Origin of the sequence: Streptomyces sp. NPDC048297, from assembly GCF_043201585.1 — a bacterium.
Taxonomy (GTDB): Bacteria; Actinomycetota; Actinomycetes; order Streptomycetales; family Streptomycetaceae; genus Streptomyces.
The window spans coordinates 140,736-164,865 of sequence record NZ_JBICZA010000020.1 but is presented as its reverse complement, the minus strand read 5'-3'; the positions used below and the strand labels follow the sequence as shown (position 1 = coordinate 164,865).

Sequence of the window (24,130 nt, the reverse complement as noted above, 5' to 3'; positions counted from 1 at the left end):
ACTGAGAGGCCCCGCGCTGCACACTGAGAGGCGCCGGCGCCCCGGTTACGGGCGCCGGATCGTCCCGTCCTGCGCGATACGGGCGGCGTCCGCGCCGAAGTCCTCCTCCGACACGCCGGAGACGAGGTCGATCGCGTCGCCGCCCGGCTCCGGGGTGCCGGGCGCCACGATCCGGGTCGGATCCAGGCGCCCGGACACATAGGTGCCGTCGGCGCGGAGGGTGACGTGCAGGACGCCGCTGGTGGAGAGGGTGCCGCCGAGGCCGAGCACCTTGTAGCCGGAGAAGTTGCCCAGGCTGTAGGCGATCAGCCGGCCCTTGTAGAACTCCATCCCCCGCATCACGTGCGGGCCGCTGCCCACGACCAGGTCGGCTCCGGCGTCGATCACCGCACGGCTGAAGCGGTGGCTGTCGCCGCGGTCCTCGCCGAGGAAGTACTCGGTGCCGGGCTCCACATGGGTGCGGTCCGAGCCCTCCGCGCCGGCGTGCATCGTGACGACCACGATGTCCGCCATCTTCGCGGCACGCGCGGTGAGCCGTTTCGCGGCGGGGATGTCCGTGAGGTCGTTCGCCCCCTGGTCGGGAGCGAACCCGAGCAGCGCGACCCGGACGCCGTGCACCCGCTGGACGGTGATCTGGCCGAGGCGCCCGGTGAAGGGCAGGTTCACCGAGCGCAGCGCGTCGAACGTCTCGCGCCGCCCCTGCGCCCCGAAGTCGTCGATGTGGTTGTTCGCCGCGTTCATGACCGTGAACCCGGCCTTCTTGAGCACATGGGCGTAGGACGGCGGGACGTGGAACGCGAAGCAGTTCGGGCCGTCGATGTCGTCGCACTTGCTGGGGCCGCCGGTGGCGAGGGTGCCCTCCAGGTTCCCCAGCACCACGTCGCCGGTGAGCAGATCGCCGACAGGGTCGAAGAACGAGGCGCCGTCGTCCGGCGGCAGGGCGTCCGGCAGCGAGCCCATCACGATGTCGCCCACGGCGGTGATCCGCACATCGGCGGCCGGGCGCGGCGGCGCCGGCGCACCGGACACCGTGGTCCCGGTCCTGTGCGGCGGGGCCGGGACGGAGCCGGTGGAGGCCGCGCCCTCGGGGCCGGCGCGGAACGCGAACACCGCGGCGACCACCACGCCGGTCCCGGCCAGGCCGAGAGCGAACGGGAGGTGACGGCGCACCGCCTTGTGCCGCTCGCGCCGCTGCTGCGGACGCTGTCCGTCGGACGTGATCATCGGCTCATGCTACGAAGCGGGCGCCCCTTCGTGACGGATCGTCACCCACGGGCGTGTTCCCGCCCCCGTTCCCCGTCCCCGCAGCCCTGCTGCCGTGCCGCGGTCAGAGATCGAAGCGCGGTCAGAGACCGAAGCGCGGTCAGAGATCGAAGCGGGCGAGGTCGCGCAGCCAGGCCCGTGCGTTGCCGTCGGACGGCGCGCGCCAGTCGCCGCGCGGGGAGAGCGAGCCGCCCGCCGAGACCTTCGGCCCGTTCGGCATGGCCGACCGCTTGAACTGCGCGAACGCGAAGAACCGGCGGCAGAAGACCTCCAGCCAGCGCCGGATCTCCGGCAGGTCGTACGCCACCCGCTCGGCCTCCGGGAAGTTCGGCGGCCAGGCGCCCGCCTTCGGGTCGTTCCAGGCGTGCCAGGCCAGGAAGGCGATCTTCGACGGCCGGAAGCCGTGGCGCAGGACGTGGAAGAGCGTGAAGTCGTGCAGCGCGTACGGGCCGATCTTCGACTCCGTGGACTGCATCTCCTCGCCCGGCACCAGCTCCGGGCTGATCTCGGTGTCAAGGATCGCGGCGAGCGTCCGCCCGGTCTCCTCGCCGAACTGGCCGCTGCTGATGACCCAGCGGATCAGATGCTGGATCAGCGTCTTCGGCACGCCCGAGTTGACGTTGTAGTGGCTCATCTGGTCGCCCACGCCGTACGTGGACCAGCCGAGCGCCAGCTCCGACAGGTCACCGGTGCCCAGCACGATGCCGCCGCGCTGGTTGGCGAGCCGGAAGAGGTAGTCCGTGCGCAGCCCCGCCTGCACGTTCTCGAAGGTGACGTCGTACACCGGCTCGCCGGAGGCGAAGGGGTGGCCCATCTCCGTCAGCATCAGCCGTGCGGTGGGCGTGATGTCCAGCTCGGCGGCGGTGACGCCGAGCGAGTTCATCAGCTTGTGGGCGTTGCCCTTGGTGTGGTCGCTGGTGGCGAAGCCGGGCAGCGTGAAGGCGAGGATGTCGCTGCGCGGGCGGCCCGCGCGGTCCATCGCGCGGGCGGCGACGATCAGCGCGTGCGTGGAGTCGAGGCCGCCGGACACCCCGATGACCACCTTCGGGCCGCCGATCGCCGCGAGCCGCTGCTGAAGGCCCTCGACCTGGATGTTGTAGGCCTCGTAGCAGTCAAGGGCGAGGCGGTCGGGATCGGCCGGCACGAACGGGAAGCGCTCCAGGCGACGGCGCAGCCCCAGGTCGGTGAGCGGCGGGTCCAGCTCGAACGCGACGGTCCGGAAGTCGCTCGTCCGCGCGTGATGCGTACGGCGGTTGTCGTCGAACGTGCCCATCCGCTGCCGCTCCTGGCGCAGCAGGTCGAGGTCCACGTCGGCCACCGCGTACTGGTCGCCGAGCGGGAACCGCTCGGTCTCGGCCAGCAGCGCGCCGTTCTCGTAGATCATGGTCTGTCCGTCCCAGGACAGGTCGGTGGTCGACTCGCCGAGGCCGGCCGCCGCGTAGACGTAGGCGGCGAGGCAGCGCGAGGACGCCGAGCGGCACAGCAGCCTGCGGTCCTCGGCCCGCCCGACCGTGATCGGGCTGCCCGAGAGGTTGACGAGGACGGTCGCGCCGGCGAGGGCCGCCTCCGCGCTGGGCGGCACCGGCACCCACATGTCCTCGCAGATCTCCGCGTGCAGGACCAGCCCCGGGACGTCCTCCGCCGCGAACAGCAGGTCCACGCCGAACGGCACGCTCTCGGAGCCGACCCGGATCGACCCGCCGCGCTCGTCGGCGCCGTCGCCGATCTGCCGGCGCTCGTAGAACTCCCGGTAGTTCGGCGGGTACGACTTGGGAACGACACCGAGGACACGGCCGCGGTGCACGATCACCGCGCAGTTGTAGACCCGGTTGCGGTGGCGCAGCGGGGCGCCGACGACCAGGACCGGCAGCAGCCCGGCCGACCCGGCCACCACCTCCCGCAGCGCCTCCTCGACCTCGTCGAGCAGCACGTCCTGCAGCAGCAGGTCCTCGATCGAGTAGCCGCACAGCACCATCTCCGGGAAGACGGCGACGGCGACCCCGTCCCCGGCGCACCGGCGCGCGTGGCGCAGGACCGCTTCGGCGTTGGCCCGCGGGTCCGCGAGGACCGTGTGACCCGTGCACGCGGCGACGCGTGCGAAGCCGTGCTGATAGATCGACCAGAAGTTCAACGGAGGCACCCGGCCAGTGTAATCGTCAAAGCGACGCGATGGGGGGCGTGGGGTGTCGGACACCCCACGCCCCCTACCGGCGTGTCACGTCAGCCGCTCAGCGACATCAGCGGATCAGTGACATCAGCGGATCGCTGACGTCAGCGGTTCAGTGGCGACGGTACGACTGCACGTAGCCGTTCGCGGGCGAACCCACGCCGGTGACGTCGTCGTAGCCCTTCACCGCGGACAGCGAGCTGTCCTTGCCGAGGCTGCGGACCGAGGTCGCGAGGCCGTCGGCGGCGTCGAAGCCGTTCACGAAGTCGAGCCGGGCCACCGCCAGGCCGGAGCCCGTCGGGTTGTCGGTGACGTCGTGGAAGACACCGGCCTTGCCGTACTTGCCGTAGATCGCCGGGTTGGCGAAGCCGATCGCCTTGCCGCCGCGCGCCTCCTGGGCCAGCGCCTGGACCGCCGCGATCACCGGGGCGGCCAGCGAGGTGCCGCCGATGCGGTACTCGCTGTACTGCTCGGAGCCGTCGGGGAAGGTCTGGGTCTGGCCGACCAGGAAGCCCGTGTTCGGGTCGGCGACGGCCGCGATGTCCGGGACGACGCGGTTGCCGTCGGCGCTGTTGGCCTTGGCGAGCGCGCCCGGGACGACACCCTTCTGGTAGTACGGCTGCGCCACCGTCTTGCTGGTGCCGCCGCCCGCGCCCGAGGTGAAGGCGCCCGGGAAGCCCGTCCAGCTCTTGCCGTCGGCCGCCAGGGTCGCCTTCTGGGTGCCCCAGCCGGTCTCCCACTGGTACGCGTCGCCCTTGCCGACGGCCAGCGAGGTACCGCCGACCGCAGTCACCCACGCCGAGTTGGCCGGGGTGTCGACCTGCTTGGTGCCGGTGTTGGCGACCTCGTCGCCGTTGTCGCCGGAGGAGAAGTAGAAGCCGATGCCCTGGACCGCGCCCAGCTGGAAGACCTGGTCGTAGGCGGCCGCGAGGTCCGGCGTCTGGTTGGCCTCGATGTCGCCCCAGGAGTTGGAGACGATGTCGGCCAGGTGGTTGTCGACGATCTTGCTGAGCGAGTCGAGCAGGTCGTCGTCGTAGCAGGACGCGGCGCCCACGTAGGTGACGTCGGCGTTCGGCGCGACGGCGTGCACGGCCTCGACGTCGAGGGTCTCCTCGCCGTACCAGCCGGCCGCGCCGCACTCCTCGGTCTTGGTGTACTTCTTCGGCAGCACCTGGTGCAGCTGGCCGGTCTTCCAGGCCGCGTCACCGTTCTTCACCGCGTACTTGCCGGCGTCGAAGGCGATGGTCGGCGAGGCGTAGGCGTCCGTGATCGCGATCCGGACGTTCTTGCCGGTGTACGCGCCCGCACCGTAGGAGGCGCGCAGCTGCTTGCCGGTGTAGCCCTTGACCGCGTACGGGATCGTGTGGCCATAGGCCTGCGGCAGCGTGCTCGCGGCGTTCGAGCCGTAGTACGAGGAGAACGGCCCGGCGTTCTTGAACACGGCGTCCGGCGGCGGGAGCTGCTCGTCGTGGTTCGACTTGTGCGGGGCGTTGTCCAGACCGGTCACGGTCAGGACGGCACCGCGCAGACCGGCCGGCACCGACGCGGTCCTCGCGGGGGCGCGGTAGGTCTTCGAACCCTTGGCGAACTGGTGCAGCTGGGTGCCGAAGGCCTTCTCCGCGGCGGCGACGTCACCGGAGACGGTGACGTAGTGCGCGCTGACCCCGGTGACCTTCAGACCGGCCGACGTCAGCCAGGACCTGACGGCGGACACCTGGGCCTTGGTGGCCCCGAAGCGGGCCTGCGCCTTCTTGGCGCTGAGGTACTTGCCGTAGTGCGGCGAGCTGGGGTCGGACACGGCCTTGGCGTAGGCGGCGAGTCCGGCGCGGTCCCGGCCGGCCAGGTAGACACGGGCCTTGACCTGCGCGTTGTCGGCGGTGGCGCCCTTGTCCGCCTTGGCCGTGGCCCAGGCGGGCCGCGAGCCCGCCAGTGCGTCACGGGCCGGGGTGTCCGCAGCGTGGGCCGCGGGTATGCCGAGCGCCAGCGCACCGGCGATCATCGGCAGTGTCGCTGCCATGCTCACGCCGGCGCGCATGGTGGCGCGGTTGGATCTCATAGAACCCCCTGCGATGCGGTTCGCATGCATGTAGTGGTCGGAACGTCGTGGAGGCGCGCACCGGCCCGCGGCGGTATCGGCCGGCGAATGGATCACACGATGGGGGCCACTCTTGCGATGAACCGTTCATGCCAGGGGAACGTGAAGGTCAAGAGAAGCTCAAGGAACCGTCATTCAGGGTGATTTGAGGGGGTGATGGAGGATTCGTCCCTCCGTCGGCGTTACGAACGGGCTTGCGCACCACGCTCCTTGAGCATGTCGGCCATCAACTGGATCTCCGACTGCTGCGCGTCGACCATGCCCTGCGCGAGCCGCTTCTCCACCCTGACGGTGCACTTGGCCACACACCCCTCGGCCATGTGGATACCGCCCCTGTGATGGGCCGTCATCAGATGGAGGAACAGGATCTCCGCCTGCTTCCCGTTCAGCGAACGGAGCTTGTCCAGCTCCTTGTTCGTCGCCATGCCGGGCATCAGCGCGCCGTCCTCGCCGGAGGCCATGTCACCCATGCCCATCCAGGTCATCGGCGGCTCGGCCGACACCTTCGGCAGCCCCCACAGATCCAGCCAACCGAGCATCATCCCGCGCTGGTTGGCCTGCGTCTGCGCGATGTCGTACGCCAGCCGCCGCACTTCCTCGTCCTTCGTGCTGTCCCGCACGATGTACGACATCTCGACGGCCTGCTGGTGATGGACGGCCATGTCCCGCGCGAACCCCGCGTCGGCGGACCGCGCACCCGGCGCCCGCGCCACGGACCCGTCGGTGCCCTCGGCGACCGCGTACGTGACCGCGCCGGCCGCGACGAGCACCGCCGCCGCGGCCCCGGCGACCCAGCCGGCGTGCCGCCGCCTCACTTCATCGCCCCGCCCGTGCAGGACGCGCCCGGCTCGGGCGTCTGCTGTCCCTGCACGTAGGTGGCGAAGAACGTGTCGACCTCGGGGTCGCTCGCGCTCTTCACCGTCACCTGGTGACCCCAGGCCGACAGGGTCAGCGGCGCGTCCTGGTTCTGGTACGGGCTCATCAGCGAGTACGGCGTCTTCTTCACCTTCGCCGCGAGCGCGTCCACGTCGGCCTTGCTCGCCTTGTCCGTGTACGTCACCCAGACCGCGCCGTGCTCCAGCGCGTGCACCGCGTTCTCGTCCTGCACCGGCTGGGTGTAGACGTCGCCGTTGCAGTTGAGCCACACGGGGTTGTGGTTGCCGCCGACCGGCGGGTGCATCGGGTACGACACCTTCGTCGTCACGTGTGTCCGCGCCAGCTTGCCGGACCAGGTCTTCACCCCGTCCTTGCCAGTGACGAAGTGCCCGGAGTTGCCCGCGTTCTTCGCGTCGCCGCTCGCGGACGAGTCCGCCGTGTTCGCCTTGTCCTTCTGGGCGTTGACGAGGACCACGCCGCCGACGACGAGTCCGGCGACGACCACCACGCTCGCGCCGATGGTCAGCACCCGGCCTCGGCGCTCGCGGGCACGCTCCGCGCGTCGCATCTCCTCGATGCGCGCCTTGCGCGCCGCGTTGCTGCTGTTCTTGGCGGAACCCATGAGGTGTGTCCTTCTGGGGGAAAGAGACGTGGACGGTGAGGCTCGCCGATCGTAGTGGGCCCGGTGCGGTCTCCCGTAGGGGGGCGGGGCGACCGCGGGGTGAGGACGCGGTGACGACAGCGTGCTGAGGGCGCGGCGACGGCAGCGTGGCGAGGGCGCGGCGACCGCGTGGTGAGGGTGTGGCGACCGCGTGGTGAGGGTGTGGCGACCGCGTGGTGAGGGTGTGGCGACCGCGTGGTGAGGGCGCGGGGACCGCGTCGCGCGGGCACGGCGTACGTCGTCGCCCCCGTCCGGCTCGCGGTCGTCGTGAGGGCACGGCGACCGTGTGGCGAGGACAGGCGACCGGAAAATTTGAACGCGGGATGCGCATTACCTACCCTCGCGATATGCGGCTGCTGCGTTCCACCGACCTGGCTCTGCGGGTCCTCATGCGACTCGCCGTCGCCGGCGACGACAGCCCCACGACCCGCCAGGTCGCGCAGGACATGGCCGTGCCCTACACGCACCTCGCCAAGGTCGTGGCCGAACTCCAGCACCTGGGCCTGGTCGACGCCCGGCGTGGCCGCGGCGGCGGCCTCACCCTCACCGAGAAGGGCCGCGGGGCGTCCGTCGGGGGCGTCGTCCGCACCTTCGAGGGCGAGGACGAGGTGGTCGAGTGCGAGGGCGCGAACCCCTGCCCCCTCAACTCCGCCTGCCGGCTGCGGGGCGCCCTGCGCCGGGCCCAGGAGGCGTTCTACGCGACCCTGGACCCGGTGACGGTGCGGGACATGGTCGCCGACCCGACCGGCCCCCTGCTGCTGACCATCTCGAAGGGCCCGCGCGACCTCTGACACGGGCCCCTCCTCCGTTCCTCCCGCCCGCTCAGCCCTGCGTCAGCCAGAGATCCGGCCCGAACACCTCGTAGTGGATGTCGGCCGGGGCCACGCCCTTGCCGATCAGCTGGGAGCGCACCGCGCGCATGAAGGGCAGCGGGCCGCACAGGTACGCGCGCGTGCCCGCGGGCACGGCCACGCCGGCGAGGTCGACCAGGCCGGTACGGGTGCCGGGCGCGGCGTCCCGCTCGTAGAAGAAGTGCACGGACGCGTCCGGGAGCTTGCCGGCGTACGCCTCGTGGTCGGCGCGCAGGGCGTGCTCGGCGGGGGAGCGGTCGCCGTGCACGACCGTGACCGGGGTGCCGTGGCCGTCGGCCGCGAGGGCGGCGAGCATCGCGACCATCGGGGTCACGCCGATGCCCGCGGAGGCGAGCAGCAGGGGCCGGCCGTCGCTGTCGCCGAGTACGAGGTCGCCGTACGGCTCGGACAGTTCGAGGACGTCACCGGCCCGCACGCGCGCGTGGAGGTGGTGGGAGACCTCGCCGTCGGGCCCCGCCTCGTCGTGCACCCGCTTGACGCTGATCTGCCGCAGGCCCGAGCCCGGCGCACCCGAGAGGCTGTACTGCCGTATCTGCCGGGCCCCGTCGGGCAGGGTGACCCCGACGGAGACGTACTGCCCCGCGCGGAAGTCCGTCACCGGGCCCCCGTCGGCCGGCCGCAGCCGGAAGGAGACGACGTCCGCGGTCTCGGCGACCCGCTCGACGACCTCCCACGGCCGCATGCCCTGGCTGCCGCTCTCCTCGTACAGCCGCTTCTCGATGGCGATGAGGGCGTTCGCCATCAGCCAGTACACCTCGTCCCAGGCGGCGGCCACCTCGGGCGTGACGGCGTCGCCGAGCACCTCGGCGATGGCGGCGAAGAGGTGCTCGTGCACGACCGGGTACTGCTCGGGCGTCACTCCGAGGGAGGCGTGCTTGTGGGCGATACGGCCGAGCAGGGCGTCGGGCCGCTGGTCCGGGTGCTCCAGGAGATGGCCGGCGAAGGCGGCGATGGAACCGGCGAGGGCCTGCTTCTGGGCGCCGGAGGCCTGGTTGCCGCGGTTGAAGAGGTCCCGCAGCAGTTCGGGGTGGGCGGCGAAGAGCCGGGCGTAGAAGCGCTCGGTGATCTCGCCCAGGGCCCCGCCGACGGCGGGAAGGGTGGCGCGAACGGTGGCCGCGGACTGGTCGGACAGCATCGGGACTCCTCACGACTCGACTGGTCCGCACGCTATGAAAACTTGCATCTGAGATGCAAATTAAACGGGCGTGTTCTGGGTCACGACCGAAGCGAACCGGCCACGCCGAATATCGACGCGACGGGCCACGCCGAATATCGACGCGACGGGCCACGCCGAATATCGACGCGACGGGCCACGCCGAATACCGACGCGACGGGCCACGCCGAATACCGACGCGACGGGCCACGCCGAATGCCGACGTGACGGGCCACGCCGAATGCCGACGTGACGGGCCACGCCGAATGCCGGCGCGACGGGCCATGACGAATGCCGGTGCGAGCAGGCAAGATGGGCGGCAGAGCGGTGCACCAGCCCCGCAAGGCGCGTTCAGACCCGCGACGCTCACGCGATCAAGGTCGGCAACGCGCACGAAACGGTGGTGTGGTGGGATGCTCAGGTGCCCGACCGCCTCCCGTTCACTCGGGGGCACAGGCGGCCTGACCAGCAAGGATGGGGAAGCGGAAGATGGACAAGCAGCAGGAGTTCGTGCTCCGGACCTTGGAGGAGCGCGACATCCGGTTCGTACGCCTGTGGTTCACGGACGTGCTGGGCTTCCTGAAGTCCGTCGCCGTGGCCCCGGCCGAGCTGGAACAGGCCTTCGACGAGGGCATCGGTTTCGACGGCTCCGCCATCGAGGGCTTCGCCCGGGTCTACGAGTCCGACATGATCGCCAAGCCGGACCCCTCCACCTTCCAGGTCCTGCCCTGGCGCGCGGAGACCCCCGGCACCGCCCGCATGTTCTGCGACATCCTCATGCCGGACGGCTCCCCGTCCTTCGCGGACCCGCGCTACGTCCTCAAGCGCGCCCTCGCCCGCACCTCCGACCTGGGCTTCACCTTCTACACCCACCCCGAGATCGAGTTCTTCCTGCTCAAGGACCGCCCGCTGGACGGCTCCCGCCCCACCCCGGCCGACAACTCGGGCTACTTCGACCACACCCCGACCAACGTCGGCATGGACTTCCGCCGCCAGGCGATCACCATGCTGGAGTCGATGGGCATCTCGGTCGAGTTCTCCCACCACGAGGGCGCCCCCGGCCAGCAGGAGATCGACCTGCGCTACGCCGACGCGCTCTCCACCGCGGACAACATCATGACGTTCCGCCTGGTCATGAAGCAGGTCGCGCTGGAGCAGGGGGTCCACGCGACCTTCATGCCGAAGCCGTTCTCCGAGCACCCGGGCTCCGGCATGCACACCCACCTCTCCCTCTTCGAGGGCGACCGCAACGCGTTCTACGAGTCGGGCGCCGAGTACCAGCTCTCCAAGGTCGGCCGCTCCTTCATCGCCGGCCTGCTCAAGCACGCGGCGGAGATCTCCGCGGTCACCAACCAGTGGGTCAACTCCTACAAGCGCATCTGGGGCGGCTCCGAGCGCACCGCAGGCGCCGGCGGTGAGGCCCCCTCCTACATCTGCTGGGGCCACAACAACCGCAGCGCCCTGGTCCGCGTCCCGATGTACAAGCCCGGCAAGACCGGCTCCTCCCGCATCGAGGTCCGCTCCCTGGACGCGGGCGCCAACCCGTACCTGTCCTACGCGGTCCTGCTGGCCGCCGGCCTCAAGGGCATCGAGGAGGGCTACGAACTCCCGCCGGGCGCCGAGGACGACGTCTGGGCCCTCTCCGACGCCGAGCGCCGTGCGATGGGCATCGAGCCCCTGCCCCAGAACCTCGGCGAGGCCCTCGCCCTGATGCAGCGCAGCGACCTGGTCGCCGAGACCCTGGGCGAGCACGTCTTCGACTTCTTCCTGCGCAACAAGAAGTCGGAGTGGGAGGAGTACCGCAGCGAGGTCACGGCGTTCGAGCTGCGGAAGAACCTGCCGGTGCTGTAGGCGGCGCGGCGCGGCGCCCCCCGAACTCCGGTGCGCCCCTGGGCACTTGGGCGCCCGGACCGGGCGGCGAGCGGACCGCGCCGTCCACCTGCGAAAGACCCCACACACGGCCCGACCACCACTCCACTCGGCGCACACGACTCACCGCACACGACTCAGCGCAGATAGGCGGGCGACACCGCCGCCCTGCTGATCAGCCGCGCCCTTCCGGAGCCGTCCGCCGGGACCTCGTACAGATCGGCGCCGTAGTCCCCGGGCAGGGCGTACACGAGCGTACGGGCGTCCTTCCACACCGCCTGGTCGTCCACGCTCCTGTGCTCGGCCGGCGCGGTCTCCCGCATCGTCCGCAGATCGAGGACGTACAGCCGCCAGGGAGCGTCCTTCGACACCCCCGCGACCCGCTTCTTGTAGGCGACGCGGGTGCCGTCGGGGGAGAGGGAGGGGCATTCGACGTTCGCGTGCACCGTGGTGACCGTCCGCGCGCGCAGGTCGCCCCGGACCAGAAAGGTGTGCCCCTCGGTCGCCAGGGTGGCGTAGAACGTGCGGTCGTCCGAGGCGAACGTGACGCCCCAGAAATTGGCGTCCGCCGCCCGGTAGGGCCGGCCGTCCTTGACGATCCGGAAGGCCTCCAGGGACGGGATCAGCTCCCCCGTACGGGTGTCCACGATCGTCGCGCGCGTGGAGAAGTCCGTCCCGGCGTACGAGTCCCCGCCGACGAACGCCGTCCAGGCGGCGAAGTGCCCGGTGGGGGAGACCCGGGCACGGGAGGGGATGCCGGGGACGTCGTACCGGTGGGTCTCCTTCAGCCGCGCGTCCAGGATCAGCGCACGGTAGGTGTCGGACACCGGGCCGTGCACCGCCTGGAGGCAGACACCGGTGCCCGAAGCGGCGTGGAAACGCAGGCACTTGACGCCCGAGGCGGTGCGCGGCCCGGCCGGGTCGGAGGCCGGCACGGCGGTCAGCTCGTCCCGGTGCGGACCCCACGCCATGTTGCGGAACACCATGCGCCCGCGCCCGGTCAGCGACACCGCGCCGGAGACGACCTCCGGGCCACCGGCCTGCGCCTGATCACGCCGCTCCGCCCGCGCCGACGCGTGCAGCACGGCCGCCAGGCCCACCCCCGCCAGCACCACGACGGCCGAGAGCAGAATCAGAATCCGAGTGCGCACGGTCATACGGCGACAGCACCTTTCGGCCGGACGACCACCGAGAAGACGGCACAGACGACCAGCACCGACGCGGCCCCCGCCAGCGCCGCCCGGTCGCCCCACACCGTCCAGGCCGCCCCGAACAACAGCGAGCAGGCGAACCGGGCCAGCGCCTGCCCGGTCTGTACGACGGCCAGCCCGGACGAGCGCAACGCCTCGGGCACCCCCTCCGAGGCGGCAGCCATCAGCACCCCGTCGGTGGCCGCGTAGAAGCAGCCGTGCAGGGCGAGGACGACATACGGCAGGGCCGAGCCGCGCCACGAGACGAGGAGAAGCACGTACGCCCCGAGCAGAGCCCCGTGCCCGGCCAGGAACACCGCCCACCGCCCCACCCGGTCCGCGAGCCGCCCCAGCGGCACCGCCAGCAGGAGGAACGCCGCCGCCGTACCGAGCGGCAGCAGCGCGAACCAGCGGTCGGGAACCCCCAGACGGCGCTGCAGCAGCAGATAGACGAAGGAGTCGCTGACCGTGGCGAGCCCCAGCAGCAGCGAGCAGCCGGTGATCCGCCGCAGGTCACGCCGCCGCAGCAGCCCCACGGCGGCACGCAGGGTGGGCCGCGTCTGCCCCACACCACCCACACCACCCGACCCCCCCGCACCCTCCCCCCGCCATCCCCGCCATCCCCGCCTTCCCTGCCCCTGACCCGGCACGAAGAGCACCAGCACGAGCACTCCGAGCACCGCGACACAGAAGCTGACGGTGAACACCGCGTCGTACCCGTCCACCGTGGCCCGCAGGATCAGGAACGCGACCAGGGGCCCCAGCAGCGCACCGGCCGTGTCCATGGCCCGGTGCACGCCGAAGGAACGCCCCCGGTTCTCCGGCGTGCTGGACAGCGAGATGAGCGCGTCCCGGGGAGCCGTACGCAGCCCCTTCCCGGTCCGGTCGGCGGCCAGGACCATTCCGATGGGCGTGAGCGTATGGACGACGAGCAGCAACGGCTTGCACAGCGCGGACATGAGGTAGCCGATCCCGGCCACCCACTTGTGCCGCCCGCCGCCCCGGTCGGCGAGGTGGCCGCCGACCAGCCGCACGAGCGCGGAGAACCCGTTGTAGACGCCGTCGAGCAGCCCGAACCCCAACGGTGAGAGCCCCAGCCCGGTGACCAGGTACAACGGGAGCACCGCCGTGACCATCTCGGACGAGACGTCGGTGACCAGACTGACCGTGCCGAGGGCGAGCACGGTCGGCGCGATCGCGGCACGGCGCCGCCCGGCCGGGGGCCGGACGGCGCCGTCCGCGGACGCCGGCGTACTCGCGCGGCTGTCCGCTACGTACACGTCAGGACGCCCAGATGCCGGTGATGTCCTTGGCGGAGGCCGCGTTGCCCGCGTGCGAGGTCAGGCCCTGGGAGTCCTCCAGGGTGCGCAGCAGGTCGTAGTGGTTGTACGTCGTGGAACTGCTCGCCCCGGCCGTGACGGGCTGGCCGTACAGAACCGTCGGGATCCGGTTGCCGCTGAGGCTGTTGTCCTCGTCGAACGTCACCACGAGCAGGCTGTTGTGACTCTGGGCCCATGTGGCGAAGGCGCCCAGATTGTTCTTCAGCCAGGTGTCACCGGTGGACACCGAGCAGTCGTGCATGTCGCTGCACAGGTTGGGGACCACGAACGACAGCTGGGGCAGCGTCGAGTAGTCCGTCGGGAACTGCGCGAAGGTCTTGGCGCTGGACGTCGGCACGTTGCCGAACCCGAACCACGGGTTGTGCTTGCGGGCGTACTTGCCGCTGCTGCACGTGGTGGACCCCTGGCTGGGCAGCGTCTCGTTGTAGCTGGCCCAGCTGCGCCCGGCGGCGATGAGCTCGGACGCCAGGTTCGGCGCGGACGAGAACCCCGGGGTGTAGCAGCTGTCGTCCGTGATGCCCTGGGTGGAGCCGGAGAACAGGGCGAAGTAGTTCGGCTGGCTCGGGTGGGTCAGGGCGTGCGACTGCGTGAGGTTGGCGCCACCGCTCTTGAGCGAGTTGATGTACGGGGCGCTGGAGGAGCCGATGACCTGGCTGTACGCGTGGTTCTCGAAGACCACGACGACCACGTGGTCCGGGCTCGGCACGGCGCCCGCCGCGTGCGCGGACTGGCTGCCGAGCCCGCTCCACAGGCCGATCGCGGCCGCGGCCAGCGCGGTGGCGGCGGCCACGAGGGTTCGGGCACGTCGGTACACGGAACTGCCGGACACATCAACCTCCGGAGGGGGGGAAGGACGGAGTTGGCAGCACGAGCATGCACACGCCAACATTCCCCCACTCCATCGAAGCCAACCCCACGCATGAACCCCGGATGAACACCCCTCCGCACACCACACCCGAGCCCCACCGCAGAACCCACCACGGCGCTCCACACCCCCTTCCCACCACAGCGCGTCGCTTGCCACGGCGCTCCACACCCCCTTCCCACCACGGCGCGTCGCTTGCCACGGCGCTCCACGCGCCACACGCCCTTCCCACCACGGCGCTGCACGCCCTCTTCCCGCCACGGCGCGTCGCGGGCCATGCCCCTCTTCCCGCCACGGCGCGTCGCGGGCCATGCCCCTCTTCCCGCCACGGCGCGTCGCGGGCCATGCCCCCCTTCCCGCCACGGCGCGTTGCTGGGCCATACCCCCCTTCCCGCCACGGCGCGTTGCTGGGCCATGCCCCCCTTCCCGCGATGGCGCTTTGCTCGCCACGGCGGGGAGGGGACGTGGGGGGTGGTGTCCGCCCGCAGCGGCCGGCGTCAAACGGGGGGTGCCGACAAAACGAACGGTCTCGCCGGCCCGAGGACGGATACCACCCCCCGCGGCACCGACTCACAACCCACCGTAGGCGCGACAGAACCCCCACCGCACCCGCAGAGGCCGCCGCAGGCATACCGCCCACCACCTACCGCTCCCCACCCCCCACCCCCCGCCCATTCCAGTTACGCTCTGGCCAGGACGACTCACGGGAGGCCACCCATGACGCCGGGGCGCAGAAGCAGCACCTTCACCCGACTGCTCCGCCACGGCTTCACCGACCCCTCCGCCGCCGAACGCCTCCTCGACAGCCCCGAGCTGTCCGCCGTCCGCGACGACCCCGTCCTCCTGGAGGCCCTGGGCGCCACCGCCGACCCCGACCTCGCCCTGCACGGCCTCGTCCGCCTCCTGGAGGCCCAGCCCGCCCCCACGGCCCACCGCGAACTCCTCGACACCCTCATCGCGGCCAAGCCCCTGCGCGACCGCCTCCTCGGCGTCCTCGGCGCCTCCTCCGCCCTCGCCGACCACCTCGCCCGCCACCCCAGCGACTGGCAGGTCCTCGTCACCTACGAGCCCCGCGACCTCCACCCCGGCGTGGAGGAGTTCGAACGCGGCCTGGCCGAGGCCGCCGACCCCGTCGCCCTCCGCGTGGCCTACCGCCGCTGCCTCCTCTCCATCGCCGCCCGGGACGTCTGCGGCACCACGGACGTCGCCCAGACGGCCGCCGAACTGGCCGACCTGGCGACCGCCACCCTGCGCGCCGCCCTCGCCCTGGCGAGCGCCGCCGCCCCCGAGGACGCGGCCGCCTGCCGCCTCGCCGTGATCGCGATGGGCAAGTGCGGCGGCCACGAGCTGAATTACGTCTCCGACGTGGACGTGATCTTCGTGGCGGAGGCGGCCGACGGCGCGGACGAGGGCAAGGCCCTCGGCTCGGCGACCAAGCTCGCCTCGCACATGATGCGGATCTGCTCGGAGACCACCGTCGAGGGCTCGATCTGGCCGGTGGACGCCAACCTCCGCCCCGAGGGCCGCAACGGCCCCCTCGTGCGCACCCTGAGCAGCCACCTCGCCTACTACCAACGCTGGGCCAAGACCTGGGAGTTCCAGGCCCTGCTCAAGGCCCGCCCGGTGGCGGGCGACGCCGACCTCGGCAAGGACTACACCGACGCGGTCGGCCCCCTCGTCTGGATGGCGGCCGAGCGCGACAACTTCGTGACCGACGTGCAGAAGATGCGCCGCAGGGTCGTGGAGAACATCCCCGTCTCCGAGATCGACCGCGAACTCAAACTGGGCCCGGGAGGCCTCAGGGACGTCGAATTCGCCGTCCAGCTCCTCCAGTTGGTGCACGGCCGCACCGACCCGTCCCTGCGCAGCGGCACCACCCTGGACGCCCTCCAGGCACTTGCCGCGGGCGGCTACGTGGGCCGCGAGGACTCCGCCCGCCTCGACGAGGCGTACCGCTTCCTGCGCTCCATGGAGCACCGTATCCAGTTGTACCGCCTGCGCCGCACCCACCTCGTCCCGGTGGACGAGGCGGACCAGCGCCGCCTCGGCCGCTCGCTGGGGCTGCGCACCGACCCGGTGGGCGAGGTGAACCGCGAGTGGCGGCGGCACACCGGTGTCGTACGCCGCCTGCACGAGAAGCTGTTCTACCGCCCGCTGCTGGACGCGGTCGCCCAACTCGCGCCCGGCGAGGCCCGGTTGCGCCCGGAAGCGGCCCGTGAACGCCTCGTCGCCCTCGGCTACGCCGACCCGGCCGCGGCCCTGCGCCACATCGAGGCGCTGGCCTCGGGCGTCACCCGCAAGGCAGCCATCCAGCGCACCCTGCTCCCCGTCCTCCTCGGCTGGTTCGCGGACTCCGCCGACCCGGACGCCGGCCTGCTGAACTTCCGCAAGGTCTCCGACGCGCTCGGCAAGACGCCCTGGTACCTTCGCCTGCTGCGCGACGAGGGCGCGGCGGCCGAGAACCTGGCCCGTGTCCTGTCGGCGGGCCGCCTCGCCCCCGACCTGCTGATGCGGGCCCCGGAGGCGGTGGCGCTGCTCGGCGAGGGCGACGGCACCATCGGCCGTATCGGCGGCCTCGAACCGCGTGGGCGCGCCCAGTTGGAGCAGGAGATACTCGCGGCGGTGGGCCGCGCGGAGAACGCCGCGCAGGGTGTCACCGCGGCCCGTGGCGTGCGCCGCCGCGAGCTGTTCCGCACGGCGGCCGCGGACATCATCGGCTCCTACGGCACCGAGACGAACCCCGCCGAGGCGGACCAGGGCGCCCTGATCGACCGGGTCGGGGCCGCCGTCTCCGACCTCACGGCCGCGACCCTCGCCGGCACCCTGCGCGCGGTGGTCCGCGAGGGCTGGGGCGACACCCTGCCGACCCGGTTCACGATCATAGGGATGGGCCGCTTCGGCGGCCACGAACTGGGGTACGGCTCCGACGCGGACGTGCTGTTCGTGCACGAGCCGCGTGACGGCGTGGACGACCAGGAGGCCGGGGCGGCGGCGAACAAGGTCGTCGCCGAGATGCGCCGCCTGCTGCAGCTGCCGAGCGCCGACCCGCCGTTGCTGATCGACGCCGACCTGCGCCCCGAGGGCAAGTCGGGCCCGCTGGTGCGCACCCTGAAGTCGTACGAGGCGTACTACCGCCGGTGGTCCCTGGTCTGGGAGTCACAGGCGCTGCTGCGGGCCGAGACGGTGGCCGGGGACCAGGACCTGGGCCGCCGCTTCATCGAGCTGATCGATCCACTGCGCTACCCGCGCCGGGGTCTGGGCGACGAGGCGGTCCGCGAGATCCGACGGCTCAAGGCCCGTATGGAGTCCGAGCGCCTGCCGCGCGGCGCCGACCCCAAGCTGCACACCAAGCTGGGCCCGGGGGGCCTGTCCGACGTGGAGTGGACGGTGCAGCTGATCCAGCTCAGGCACGGCTGGCAGGAGCCGGGACTGCGCACGACGCGCACCCGCGACGCCCTGGCCGCCGCCTGCGCCGCCGGGCTGCTGTCCGCCGAGGACACGGCCGTCCTGGACGAGGCATGGGTGCTGGCCGGCCGGGTGCGCAACGCGGTCATGCTGGTCCGCGGCCGGGCCGGGGACACGTTCCCCACGGAGCCGCGCGAGCTGGCCGCGGTGGGCCGCTACCTGGGCTACGGCGCCGGGCACGCGGGCGACATGCTGGACGCGTACCGCCGTACGACGCGCAGGGCACGAACGGTGGTGGACGAACTGTTCTACCAGGACTGACCCACCACGACTCTGCCTGAACCGACCCACCACGACTCTGCCTGAACCGACCCACCACGACTCTGCCTGAACCGACCCACCACGACTCTGCCTGAACCGACCCACCACGACTCTGTCAGAGCCGCCCCACCACGACCGGTTCCGGCTGCTCGGCCACCCCCGCCACCACCCTCGGCAGCGCATACGGCAGGCTGCCGTACCAGACCCGTGCCAGCGTGAACCCGAAGCACAGGCACACCACACCCCCCACCGCGTCCAGCCAGAAGTGGTTGGCGGTGGAGACGATGACCAGCAGGGTCGTGGCCGGATAGAGCAGCCCCAGCACCCGCACCCACGGCACCGAGGCCAGCGCGAAGACCGTGAGCCCGCACCACAGCGACCAGCCGATGTGCATGGACGGCATGGCGGCGTACTGGTTGGACATGTGCTTGAGGTCGCCGGAGGCCATCGAACCCCAGGTGTGGTGGACCATGACCGTGTCCACGAACCGTCCGCCGCTCATCAACCGAGGCGGTGCGAGCGGATACAGGTAGTAACCGACGAGAGCCACACCGGTGGTCGCGAACAGCACCGTACGGGACGCCGCGTAGCGGCCCGGATGCCAGTGGTAGAGCCACACCAGCACGCTCAGCGTGATGATGAAGTGCAGCGTGGCGTAGTAGTAGTTCATGCCGATGATGAGCCAATTCACCGTGTTCACGGTGTGGTTGATGGACTGCTCGACGGCGATGCCCAGCTGGTGTTCGAGCCCCCAGATCCGGTCCGCGTTGCGCAGCGCGTCGGCCCGCTGCTCCGGGACGGCGTTGCGGACGAGTGAGTACGTCCAGTAACTCACCGCGATCAGCAGCATCTCGAACCACAACCGGGGCCTGTGCGGCCGACGCAGCCTGCCCCGCACACCCTGCCCGTCCTCGCCCGTGACGTCGCTCGGAAGGGTCGCGTCCTCGCGACCTTCCGGATCTGTCACGGTCGAGTCACTCATAGGCACAGAGTCTGCCAGACAAGACTTCCTCGACAGATCATCCCAAGGTCGGGCCTGCCACGCATGTCCTACGACGTGCGGAGGAAACGTATGAAAATCAGGCGCGACGCGGAACGACGATCACACGCAACCGGGAACGACGATCACCGACGCGGAGCGACGATCACACGCGTCCGGGAGTACGCTCACCCGGCGCCGAAGCCGTCGAGCCACGCACCACCAGCTCCGGCATGAACACGAACTCGCTGTGCGGCGCGGGCGTCCCGCCGATCTCCTCCAGCAGCGTGCGCACCGCCGCCTGCCCCATCGCCGGAACCGGCTTGCGGACCGTGGTCAGCGGCGGGTCGGTGAACGCGATCAGCGGGGAGTCGTCGAAACCGACCACGGAGACGTCCCGGGGGACCTGAAGACCCAGCTGCCGGGCGGCCCGTATCGCACCGAGCGCCATCATGTCGCTCGCGCACACCACCGCCGTGCACCTGCGCTCGATCAGCGCGGTCGCCGCCGCCTGGCCGCCCTCCAGGGTGTACAGCGAGTGCTGCACCAGCTCCTTCTCGACGGTCTGCGCGTCCAGCCCCAGCTGGTCCTGCATCGCGCGCACGAAACCCTCGATCTTGCGCTGCACGGGCACGAACCGCTTCGGCCCGAGCGCCAGCCCGATCCGGGTGTGGCCGAGCGACACCAGGTGGGTCACGGCGAGCGTCATCGCGGCCCGGTCGTCGGGGGAGATGAACGGCGCCTGCACCTTCGAGGAGAACCCGTCGACCAGCACGAACGGCACGTCCTGCGCCCGCAGCCGCTCGTAGCGCTGCATGTCGGCGGTGGTGTCGGCGTGCAGCCCGGAGACGTAGATGATCCCGGCGACGCCGCGGTCCACCAGCATCTCGGTCAGCTCGTCCTCCGTGGACCCGCCCGGGGTCTGGGTGGCGAGCACCGGGGTGTAGCCCTGCCGGGTCAGCGCCTGGCCGATGACCTGCGCCAGGGCCGGGAATATCGGGTTCTCCAGCTCCGGGGTGATCAGGCCCACCAGGCCCTCGCTGCGCTGGCGCAGACGCACCGGACGCTCGTAGCCGAGGACGTCCAGCGCGGCCAGCACGGACTGGCGGGTGGTGGCGGCGACGCCCGGCTTCCCGTTGAGGACCCGGCTGACGGTCGCTTCGCTCACCCCCGCCTGCGCAGCGATGTCCGCAAGCCGTGTGGTCACGGCACCGGACTGTACCGGTCGTCCCTGCCCTTGCACACCGACGGGACGACCGACCGTGCGCCGTGCGCGGCCGGCCGGACGGCCTCCCGTGGATTGCTGCGTCATCGCGCTCCCTCGAATTCGTGACGGCAAGAGCTTGCAGAGTCTTGCACAAGTGCCCGTCCGCCCGCTCAACGGCTTCGATTCCCGGTTGCGGCGGGGTCGAGAGCAGGTCACGGCCGCGTAACCATCGTGCTCTCTTGCACTTTTTTTCTGCAAGACCTTTCGCAAGGCTTACAACGCTGTTACGTTCCCACTCGCCCGGCGGACGCAAAGGCGCGGTCGGCAAGACCGCGGGGACCGGCGGACGGGACCGCTCCCCGCACCACACGGGCTTTTACCTGAAGGAGAACTCATGCGGCGTGGCATAGCGGCCTCCGCGCTGGTGGCGTCCCTCGCCCTCACGGCGACGGCGTGCGGCGGGAGCGACAGCGGCGGCAAGTCGGACGGCCCGGTGACCATCACCTGGTGGGACACCTCCAACGCCACCAATGAGGCGCCGACGTACCAGGCCCTGGTCAAGCAGTTCGAGGCCGCCAACAAGAACATCAAGGTCAAGTACGTCAACGTGCCCTTCGACCAGGCGCAGAACAAGTTCGACACCGCCGCCGGCAGCAAGGGCGCGCCGGACGTGCTGCGCTCCGAGGTCGGCTGGACCCCCGCCTTCGCGAAGAAGGGGTACTTCCTGCCGCTGGACGGCACCGACGCCCTCGCCGACCAGGCCAAGTTCCAGCCGAACCTGATCAAGCAGGCCCAGTACGAGGGCAAGACCTACGGCGCGCCGCTGGTCACCGACACCCTCGCCCTGGTCTACAACAAGGCCCTGTTCAAGAAGGCCGGCATCACCGAGGCCCCCAAGACCTGGGACGAGCTGAAGGCCGACGCCGCCAAGGTCGCCGACAAGGCCAAGGTCGACGGCTACTGGGGCTCCACCCAGGCCTACTACGCGCAGAGCTTCCTGTACGGCGAGGGCACCGACACCGTCGACGCCGCCGCGAAGAAGATCACCGTGGACTCGACGGCCGCCAAGAGGGCCTACGGCACCTGGCTGAGCCTGTTCTCCGGCAAGGGCCTGCACAAGGCGGACACCACCGCCGACGCCTACGCCCACATCCAGGACGCGTTCGTCAACGGCAAGGTCGCCGCGATCATCCAGGGCCCCTGGGAGATCACGAACTTCTACAAGGGCTCGGCCTTCACGGACAAGTCCAACCTCGGCATCGCCACCGTCCCGGCCGGCTCCAGCGGCAAGGCGGGCGCCCCGACCGGCGGCCACAACCTCTCGGTCTACGCCGGCTCCGACAAGGCCCACCAGGCCGCGGCGCTGAAGTTCGTGCAGTTCATGACCTCGGCGAAGTCCCAGGAGACCATCGCCCTGAAGAACTCCACGCTGCCCACCCGCTCCGACGCCTACACCGCGCAGGTCAAGGCCGACCCGGGCATCGCGGGCTACCAGGGCGTCCTCGACGCCGCCCAGCCCCGTCCGGCGCTGCCCGAGTACAGCTCCCTGTGGGGTCCGCTGGACACCGAGCTGCCCAAGATCGCCGGTGGCAAGGAGTCCCTGGACAAGGGCCTGGGCAACGCCGAGGTCGCCATCGCCAAGCTGGTGCCCGACTTCAGCAAGTGAGCCCCTCGTGGCCGCCGGATCCTCCGAGAGGGGGAGAGGATCCGGCGGCCACCAGCCGTGCCCGGCGCGATCCCTGAACCTTCAGCCCGGTCCTGACCTGAACCGTCGGCCCGGCCCGGCCCAACCCCTGAACATGCAGCCCGGCCCAACCCCTGAACCATCAGAAGGTGTCGAACCATGACAGTCGCCATCGACCGCGCGACCGGCAGCGACCGCCGCGGTGACCGCGCGCCGCGGCCAGGGCCGGGTCAGCGCCTCAGGAACGCCTACCAGAAGCACTGGTACGCCTACGTGATGATCGCCCCGGTGGTCGTCGTGCTCGGCGTCATCGTGGGGTACCCGCTGATCCGCGGGTTCTACCTGACCCTCACCGACGCCAACAGCCTGAACTCGGCGCGGACGATCGGCGTCAACCACATCGCCGCCACGTACAAGTTCATCGGTGCCGGCAACTACAAGGACATCCTGTTCGGACCGCTGTCGTACGACCGGTTCTGGTCGCACTTCCTGTGGACCGTCGTCTGGACGGCCGCCTGTGTGGCCCTGCACTACACCATCGGCCTGGGCCTCGCGCTCATGCTCAACGAGAAGTTGCGCGGCCGCACCCTCTACCGTGTGGTGCTGGTCCTGCCCTGGGCCGTGCCGACCTTCGTGACCGTCTTCTCCTGGCGGATCATGCTCGCCGACTCCGGCGCGGTCAACCAGCTCCTGGGCGCCCTCCACCTGCCCGAGCCGCAGTGGCTGGAGGACACCTTCTGGCAGCGGTTCGCCGCGATCATGGTCAACACCTGGTGCGGTGTGCCGTTCATGATGCTCTCGCTGCTCGGCGGCCTGCAGTCCATCGACTCCACGCTCTACGAGGCCGCCGAGATGGACGGCGCGAGTGCCTGGCAGCGCTTTCGGCACGTCACGCTGCCGGGGCTGAGGCCCGTCAGCTCGACCGTCGTCCTCCTCGGCATCATCTGGACCTTCAACCAGTTCGCCATCATCTTCCTGCTGTTCGGCCCGACCAGTGCCCCGGACGCCCAGATCCTCGTCACCTGGGCGTACTACCTGGGCTTCGGCCAGCAGCCGCGCGACTTCGCCCAGTCCGCCGCGTACGGTGTCCTGCTGCTCTCGATCATCACCGTGTTCACGTCCTTCTACTTCCGCTGGCTGAAGCGCAATGACCAGCTCGCCGTCTGACGCCGCAGGAGCCGCCGCCATGAGCACCACGACCCCCGAGAAGACCGGCACCGCACCGGCCCCCGCCCCCGGGCCCCGGCGCCGCCGGCGCGGCGAACGCGGCCCGCTCGGCGCCGCCCTCCTGCACACCGGCCTCACGATCGCGAGCCTGATCGCGCTCGCCCCGGTGGTCTGGCTGATCTTCCTGTCGCTCGGGCCCGACAAGGACGACTATCTGCACCCGGGCAAGATCCTCGGCAAGGTGACCTTCTCCAACTACAGCTTCGTGCTGGAGCACACCGCGTTCTTCGACTGGTTCAAGTCGACGATGATCGTGGCCCTCGGCACCACCCTGATCGGTGTGTTCGTCGCCGCGACCACCGGCTACGCCGTCTCGCGCATGCGCTTTCCCGGCTACAAGTCGCTGATGTGGGTGCTGCTGCTCACCCAGGCCTTCCCGATCGCCATCCTGATCGTGCCGATGTACGAGATCTTCAGCGAACTCGGTCTCATCGACACCTACTGGGCGCTGATCGTCATCAACTGCACCACGGCCGTGCCCTACAGCGCCTGGCTGCTCAAGGGGTACTTCGACACGATCCCCTTCGAGATCGACGAGGCGGGCCGGGTGGACGGGCTCAGCCCGTTCGGCACCTTCTTCCGGCTGATCCTGCCGCTGGCCCGTCCGGGCCTGGCCGTCGCCGCCTTCTACAACTTCATCACCGCCGTCGGCGAGGTCGCGTTCGCGACGACCTTCATGCTGGACGACTCGAAGTACACCTTCGCCGTGGGCCTGCAGACCTTCGTCAGCGAGCACGACGCGCAGTGGAACTACATGGCCGCCACCGCCGTGCTCGTCGCGATACCCGTGTCCGCGTTCTTCTACCTCGTGCAGAAGAACCTCGTCACCGGCCTCACCGCGGGCGGCACGAAGGGCTGAGCCCCTGATCCGTACCGGGCTCCCGCGCGCCTGCGCGCGGGTGGGCGGCCGTGGTGCCTCTCCGACCCGCCGGCACCGCGGCCGCCTCGCACACCCG

At 71.0% G+C, this 24,130-nt stretch carries 17 protein-coding genes; 6 read left to right on the top strand and 11 right to left on the bottom strand.

Annotation, left to right across the window (positions count from 1 at the left end; translation table 11 throughout):
• Positions 1-45: 45 nt before the first annotated feature.
• From ACGFYV_RS22950 to ACGFYV_RS22930, 5 genes are all read right to left on the bottom strand, one after another.
• Complete coding sequence (locus tag ACGFYV_RS22950) at positions 46-1,224, bottom strand: CapA family protein (protein WP_393880285.1); 1,179 nt, start codon at positions 1,222-1,224, stop codon at positions 46-48.
• A gap of 139 nt (positions 1,225-1,363) precedes the next feature.
• A complete protein-coding gene (locus tag ACGFYV_RS22945; RefSeq protein ID WP_393880284.1) occupies positions 1,364-3,403 on the bottom strand; it encodes an NAD(+) synthase in 2,040 nt (679 codons plus the stop codon).
• A 139-nt stretch (positions 3,404-3,542) separates the two neighbouring features.
• Positions 3,543-5,486 carry a protease pro-enzyme activation domain-containing protein gene (locus tag ACGFYV_RS22940; RefSeq protein ID WP_393880283.1) on the bottom strand — a complete coding sequence of 648 codons (1,944 nt, stop codon included), beginning with the start codon at positions 5,484-5,486 and terminating at the stop codon, positions 3,543-3,545.
• A gap of 221 nt (positions 5,487-5,707) precedes the next feature.
• Positions 5,708-6,340, bottom strand: coding sequence for a DUF305 domain-containing protein (locus tag ACGFYV_RS22935; RefSeq protein ID WP_393880282.1), 633 nt, complete (start codon positions 6,338-6,340; stop codon positions 5,708-5,710).
• On the bottom strand, positions 6,337-7,023 hold the full coding sequence (locus ACGFYV_RS22930; protein ID WP_393880281.1) for a DUF3105 domain-containing protein: 687 nt from the start codon (positions 7,021-7,023) through the stop codon (positions 6,337-6,339). Before ACGFYV_RS22930 ends, ACGFYV_RS22935 begins: the two co-directional genes overlap by 4 nt.
• 386 nt (positions 7,024-7,409) lie before the next feature.
• On the opposite strand from ACGFYV_RS22930, the gene ACGFYV_RS22925 reads away from it, so the two are divergent.
• On the top strand, positions 7,410-7,853 hold the full coding sequence (locus ACGFYV_RS22925; protein ID WP_393880280.1) for an RrF2 family transcriptional regulator: 444 nt from the start codon (positions 7,410-7,412) through the stop codon (positions 7,851-7,853).
• Between the two features lie 31 nt (positions 7,854-7,884).
• On the opposite strand, the gene ACGFYV_RS22920 is transcribed toward ACGFYV_RS22925, so the two are convergent.
• Entirely contained in the window at positions 7,885-9,069 is a 1,185-nt protein-coding gene (locus ACGFYV_RS22920; protein WP_393880279.1) for a globin domain-containing protein, read from the bottom strand.
• A 507-nt stretch (positions 9,070-9,576) separates the two neighbouring features.
• On the opposite strand from ACGFYV_RS22920, the gene glnA reads away from it, so the two are divergent.
• Positions 9,577-10,938, top strand: a complete 1,362-nt coding sequence (gene glnA, locus ACGFYV_RS22915) for a type I glutamate--ammonia ligase (RefSeq protein ID WP_393880278.1) — start codon at positions 9,577-9,579, stop codon at positions 10,936-10,938.
• 155 nt (positions 10,939-11,093) lie between these two features.
• Here the strand turns inward: glnA and ACGFYV_RS22910 are convergent, their stop codons facing one another.
• From ACGFYV_RS22910 to ACGFYV_RS22900, 3 genes are read right to left on the bottom strand one after another with little or no spacing between them, the layout of a single operon-like run.
• Positions 11,094-12,113: a TolB family protein gene (locus ACGFYV_RS22910; protein ID WP_393880277.1), complete on the bottom strand. Its 1,020-nt coding sequence runs from the start codon at positions 12,111-12,113 to the stop codon at positions 11,094-11,096.
• Positions 12,110-13,426, bottom strand: coding sequence for an MFS transporter (locus tag ACGFYV_RS22905; RefSeq protein WP_393880276.1), 1,317 nt, complete (start codon positions 13,424-13,426; stop codon positions 12,110-12,112). Before ACGFYV_RS22905 ends, ACGFYV_RS22910 begins: the two co-directional genes overlap by 4 nt.
• A 1-nt stretch (position 13,427) precedes the next feature.
• Positions 13,428-14,315: an alkaline phosphatase family protein gene (locus tag ACGFYV_RS22900; protein WP_393880275.1), complete on the bottom strand. Its 888-nt coding sequence runs from the start codon at positions 14,313-14,315 to the stop codon at positions 13,428-13,430.
• A 753-nt stretch (positions 14,316-15,068) separates the two neighbouring features.
• Here ACGFYV_RS22900 and ACGFYV_RS22895 point away from each other — a divergent pair.
• Positions 15,069-18,077 carry a bifunctional [glutamine synthetase] adenylyltransferase/[glutamine synthetase]-adenylyl-L-tyrosine phosphorylase gene (locus ACGFYV_RS22895; protein ID WP_393880274.1) on the top strand — a complete coding sequence of 1,003 codons (3,009 nt, stop codon included), beginning with the start codon at positions 15,069-15,071 and terminating at the stop codon, positions 18,075-18,077.
• A 115-nt stretch (positions 18,078-18,192) separates the two neighbouring features.
• Here ACGFYV_RS22895 and ACGFYV_RS22890 read toward each other — a convergent pair whose 3' ends face one another.
• Both ACGFYV_RS22890 and ACGFYV_RS22885 read right to left on the bottom strand, forming a co-directional pair.
• Positions 18,193-19,059, bottom strand: coding sequence for a phosphatase PAP2 family protein (locus ACGFYV_RS22890; protein WP_393880273.1), 867 nt, complete (start codon positions 19,057-19,059; stop codon positions 18,193-18,195).
• Positions 19,060-19,222: 163 nt separating this feature from the next.
• Positions 19,223-20,263 carry a LacI family DNA-binding transcriptional regulator gene (locus tag ACGFYV_RS22885; protein ID WP_393880272.1) on the bottom strand — a complete coding sequence of 347 codons (1,041 nt, stop codon included), beginning with the start codon at positions 20,261-20,263 and terminating at the stop codon, positions 19,223-19,225.
• Positions 20,264-20,657: 394 nt separating this feature from the next.
• On the opposite strand from ACGFYV_RS22885, the gene ACGFYV_RS22880 reads away from it, so the two are divergent.
• The 3 genes from ACGFYV_RS22880 to ACGFYV_RS22870 all read left to right on the top strand — a co-directional run bounded on the left by ACGFYV_RS22880 (position 20,658) and on the right by ACGFYV_RS22870 (position 24,033).
• Positions 20,658-21,929, top strand: a complete 1,272-nt coding sequence (locus ACGFYV_RS22880; protein ID WP_393880271.1) for an extracellular solute-binding protein — start codon at positions 20,658-20,660, stop codon at positions 21,927-21,929.
• A 177-nt stretch (positions 21,930-22,106) separates the two neighbouring features.
• On the top strand, positions 22,107-23,114 hold the full coding sequence (locus ACGFYV_RS22875) for a carbohydrate ABC transporter permease (protein ID WP_393880270.1): 1,008 nt from the start codon (positions 22,107-22,109) through the stop codon (positions 23,112-23,114).
• Positions 23,115-23,133: 19 nt separating this feature from the next.
• Positions 23,134-24,033 carry a sugar ABC transporter permease gene (locus ACGFYV_RS22870; protein WP_393880269.1) on the top strand — a complete coding sequence of 300 codons (900 nt, stop codon included), beginning with the start codon at positions 23,134-23,136 and terminating at the stop codon, positions 24,031-24,033.
• Positions 24,034-24,130: the final 97 nt, after the last annotated feature.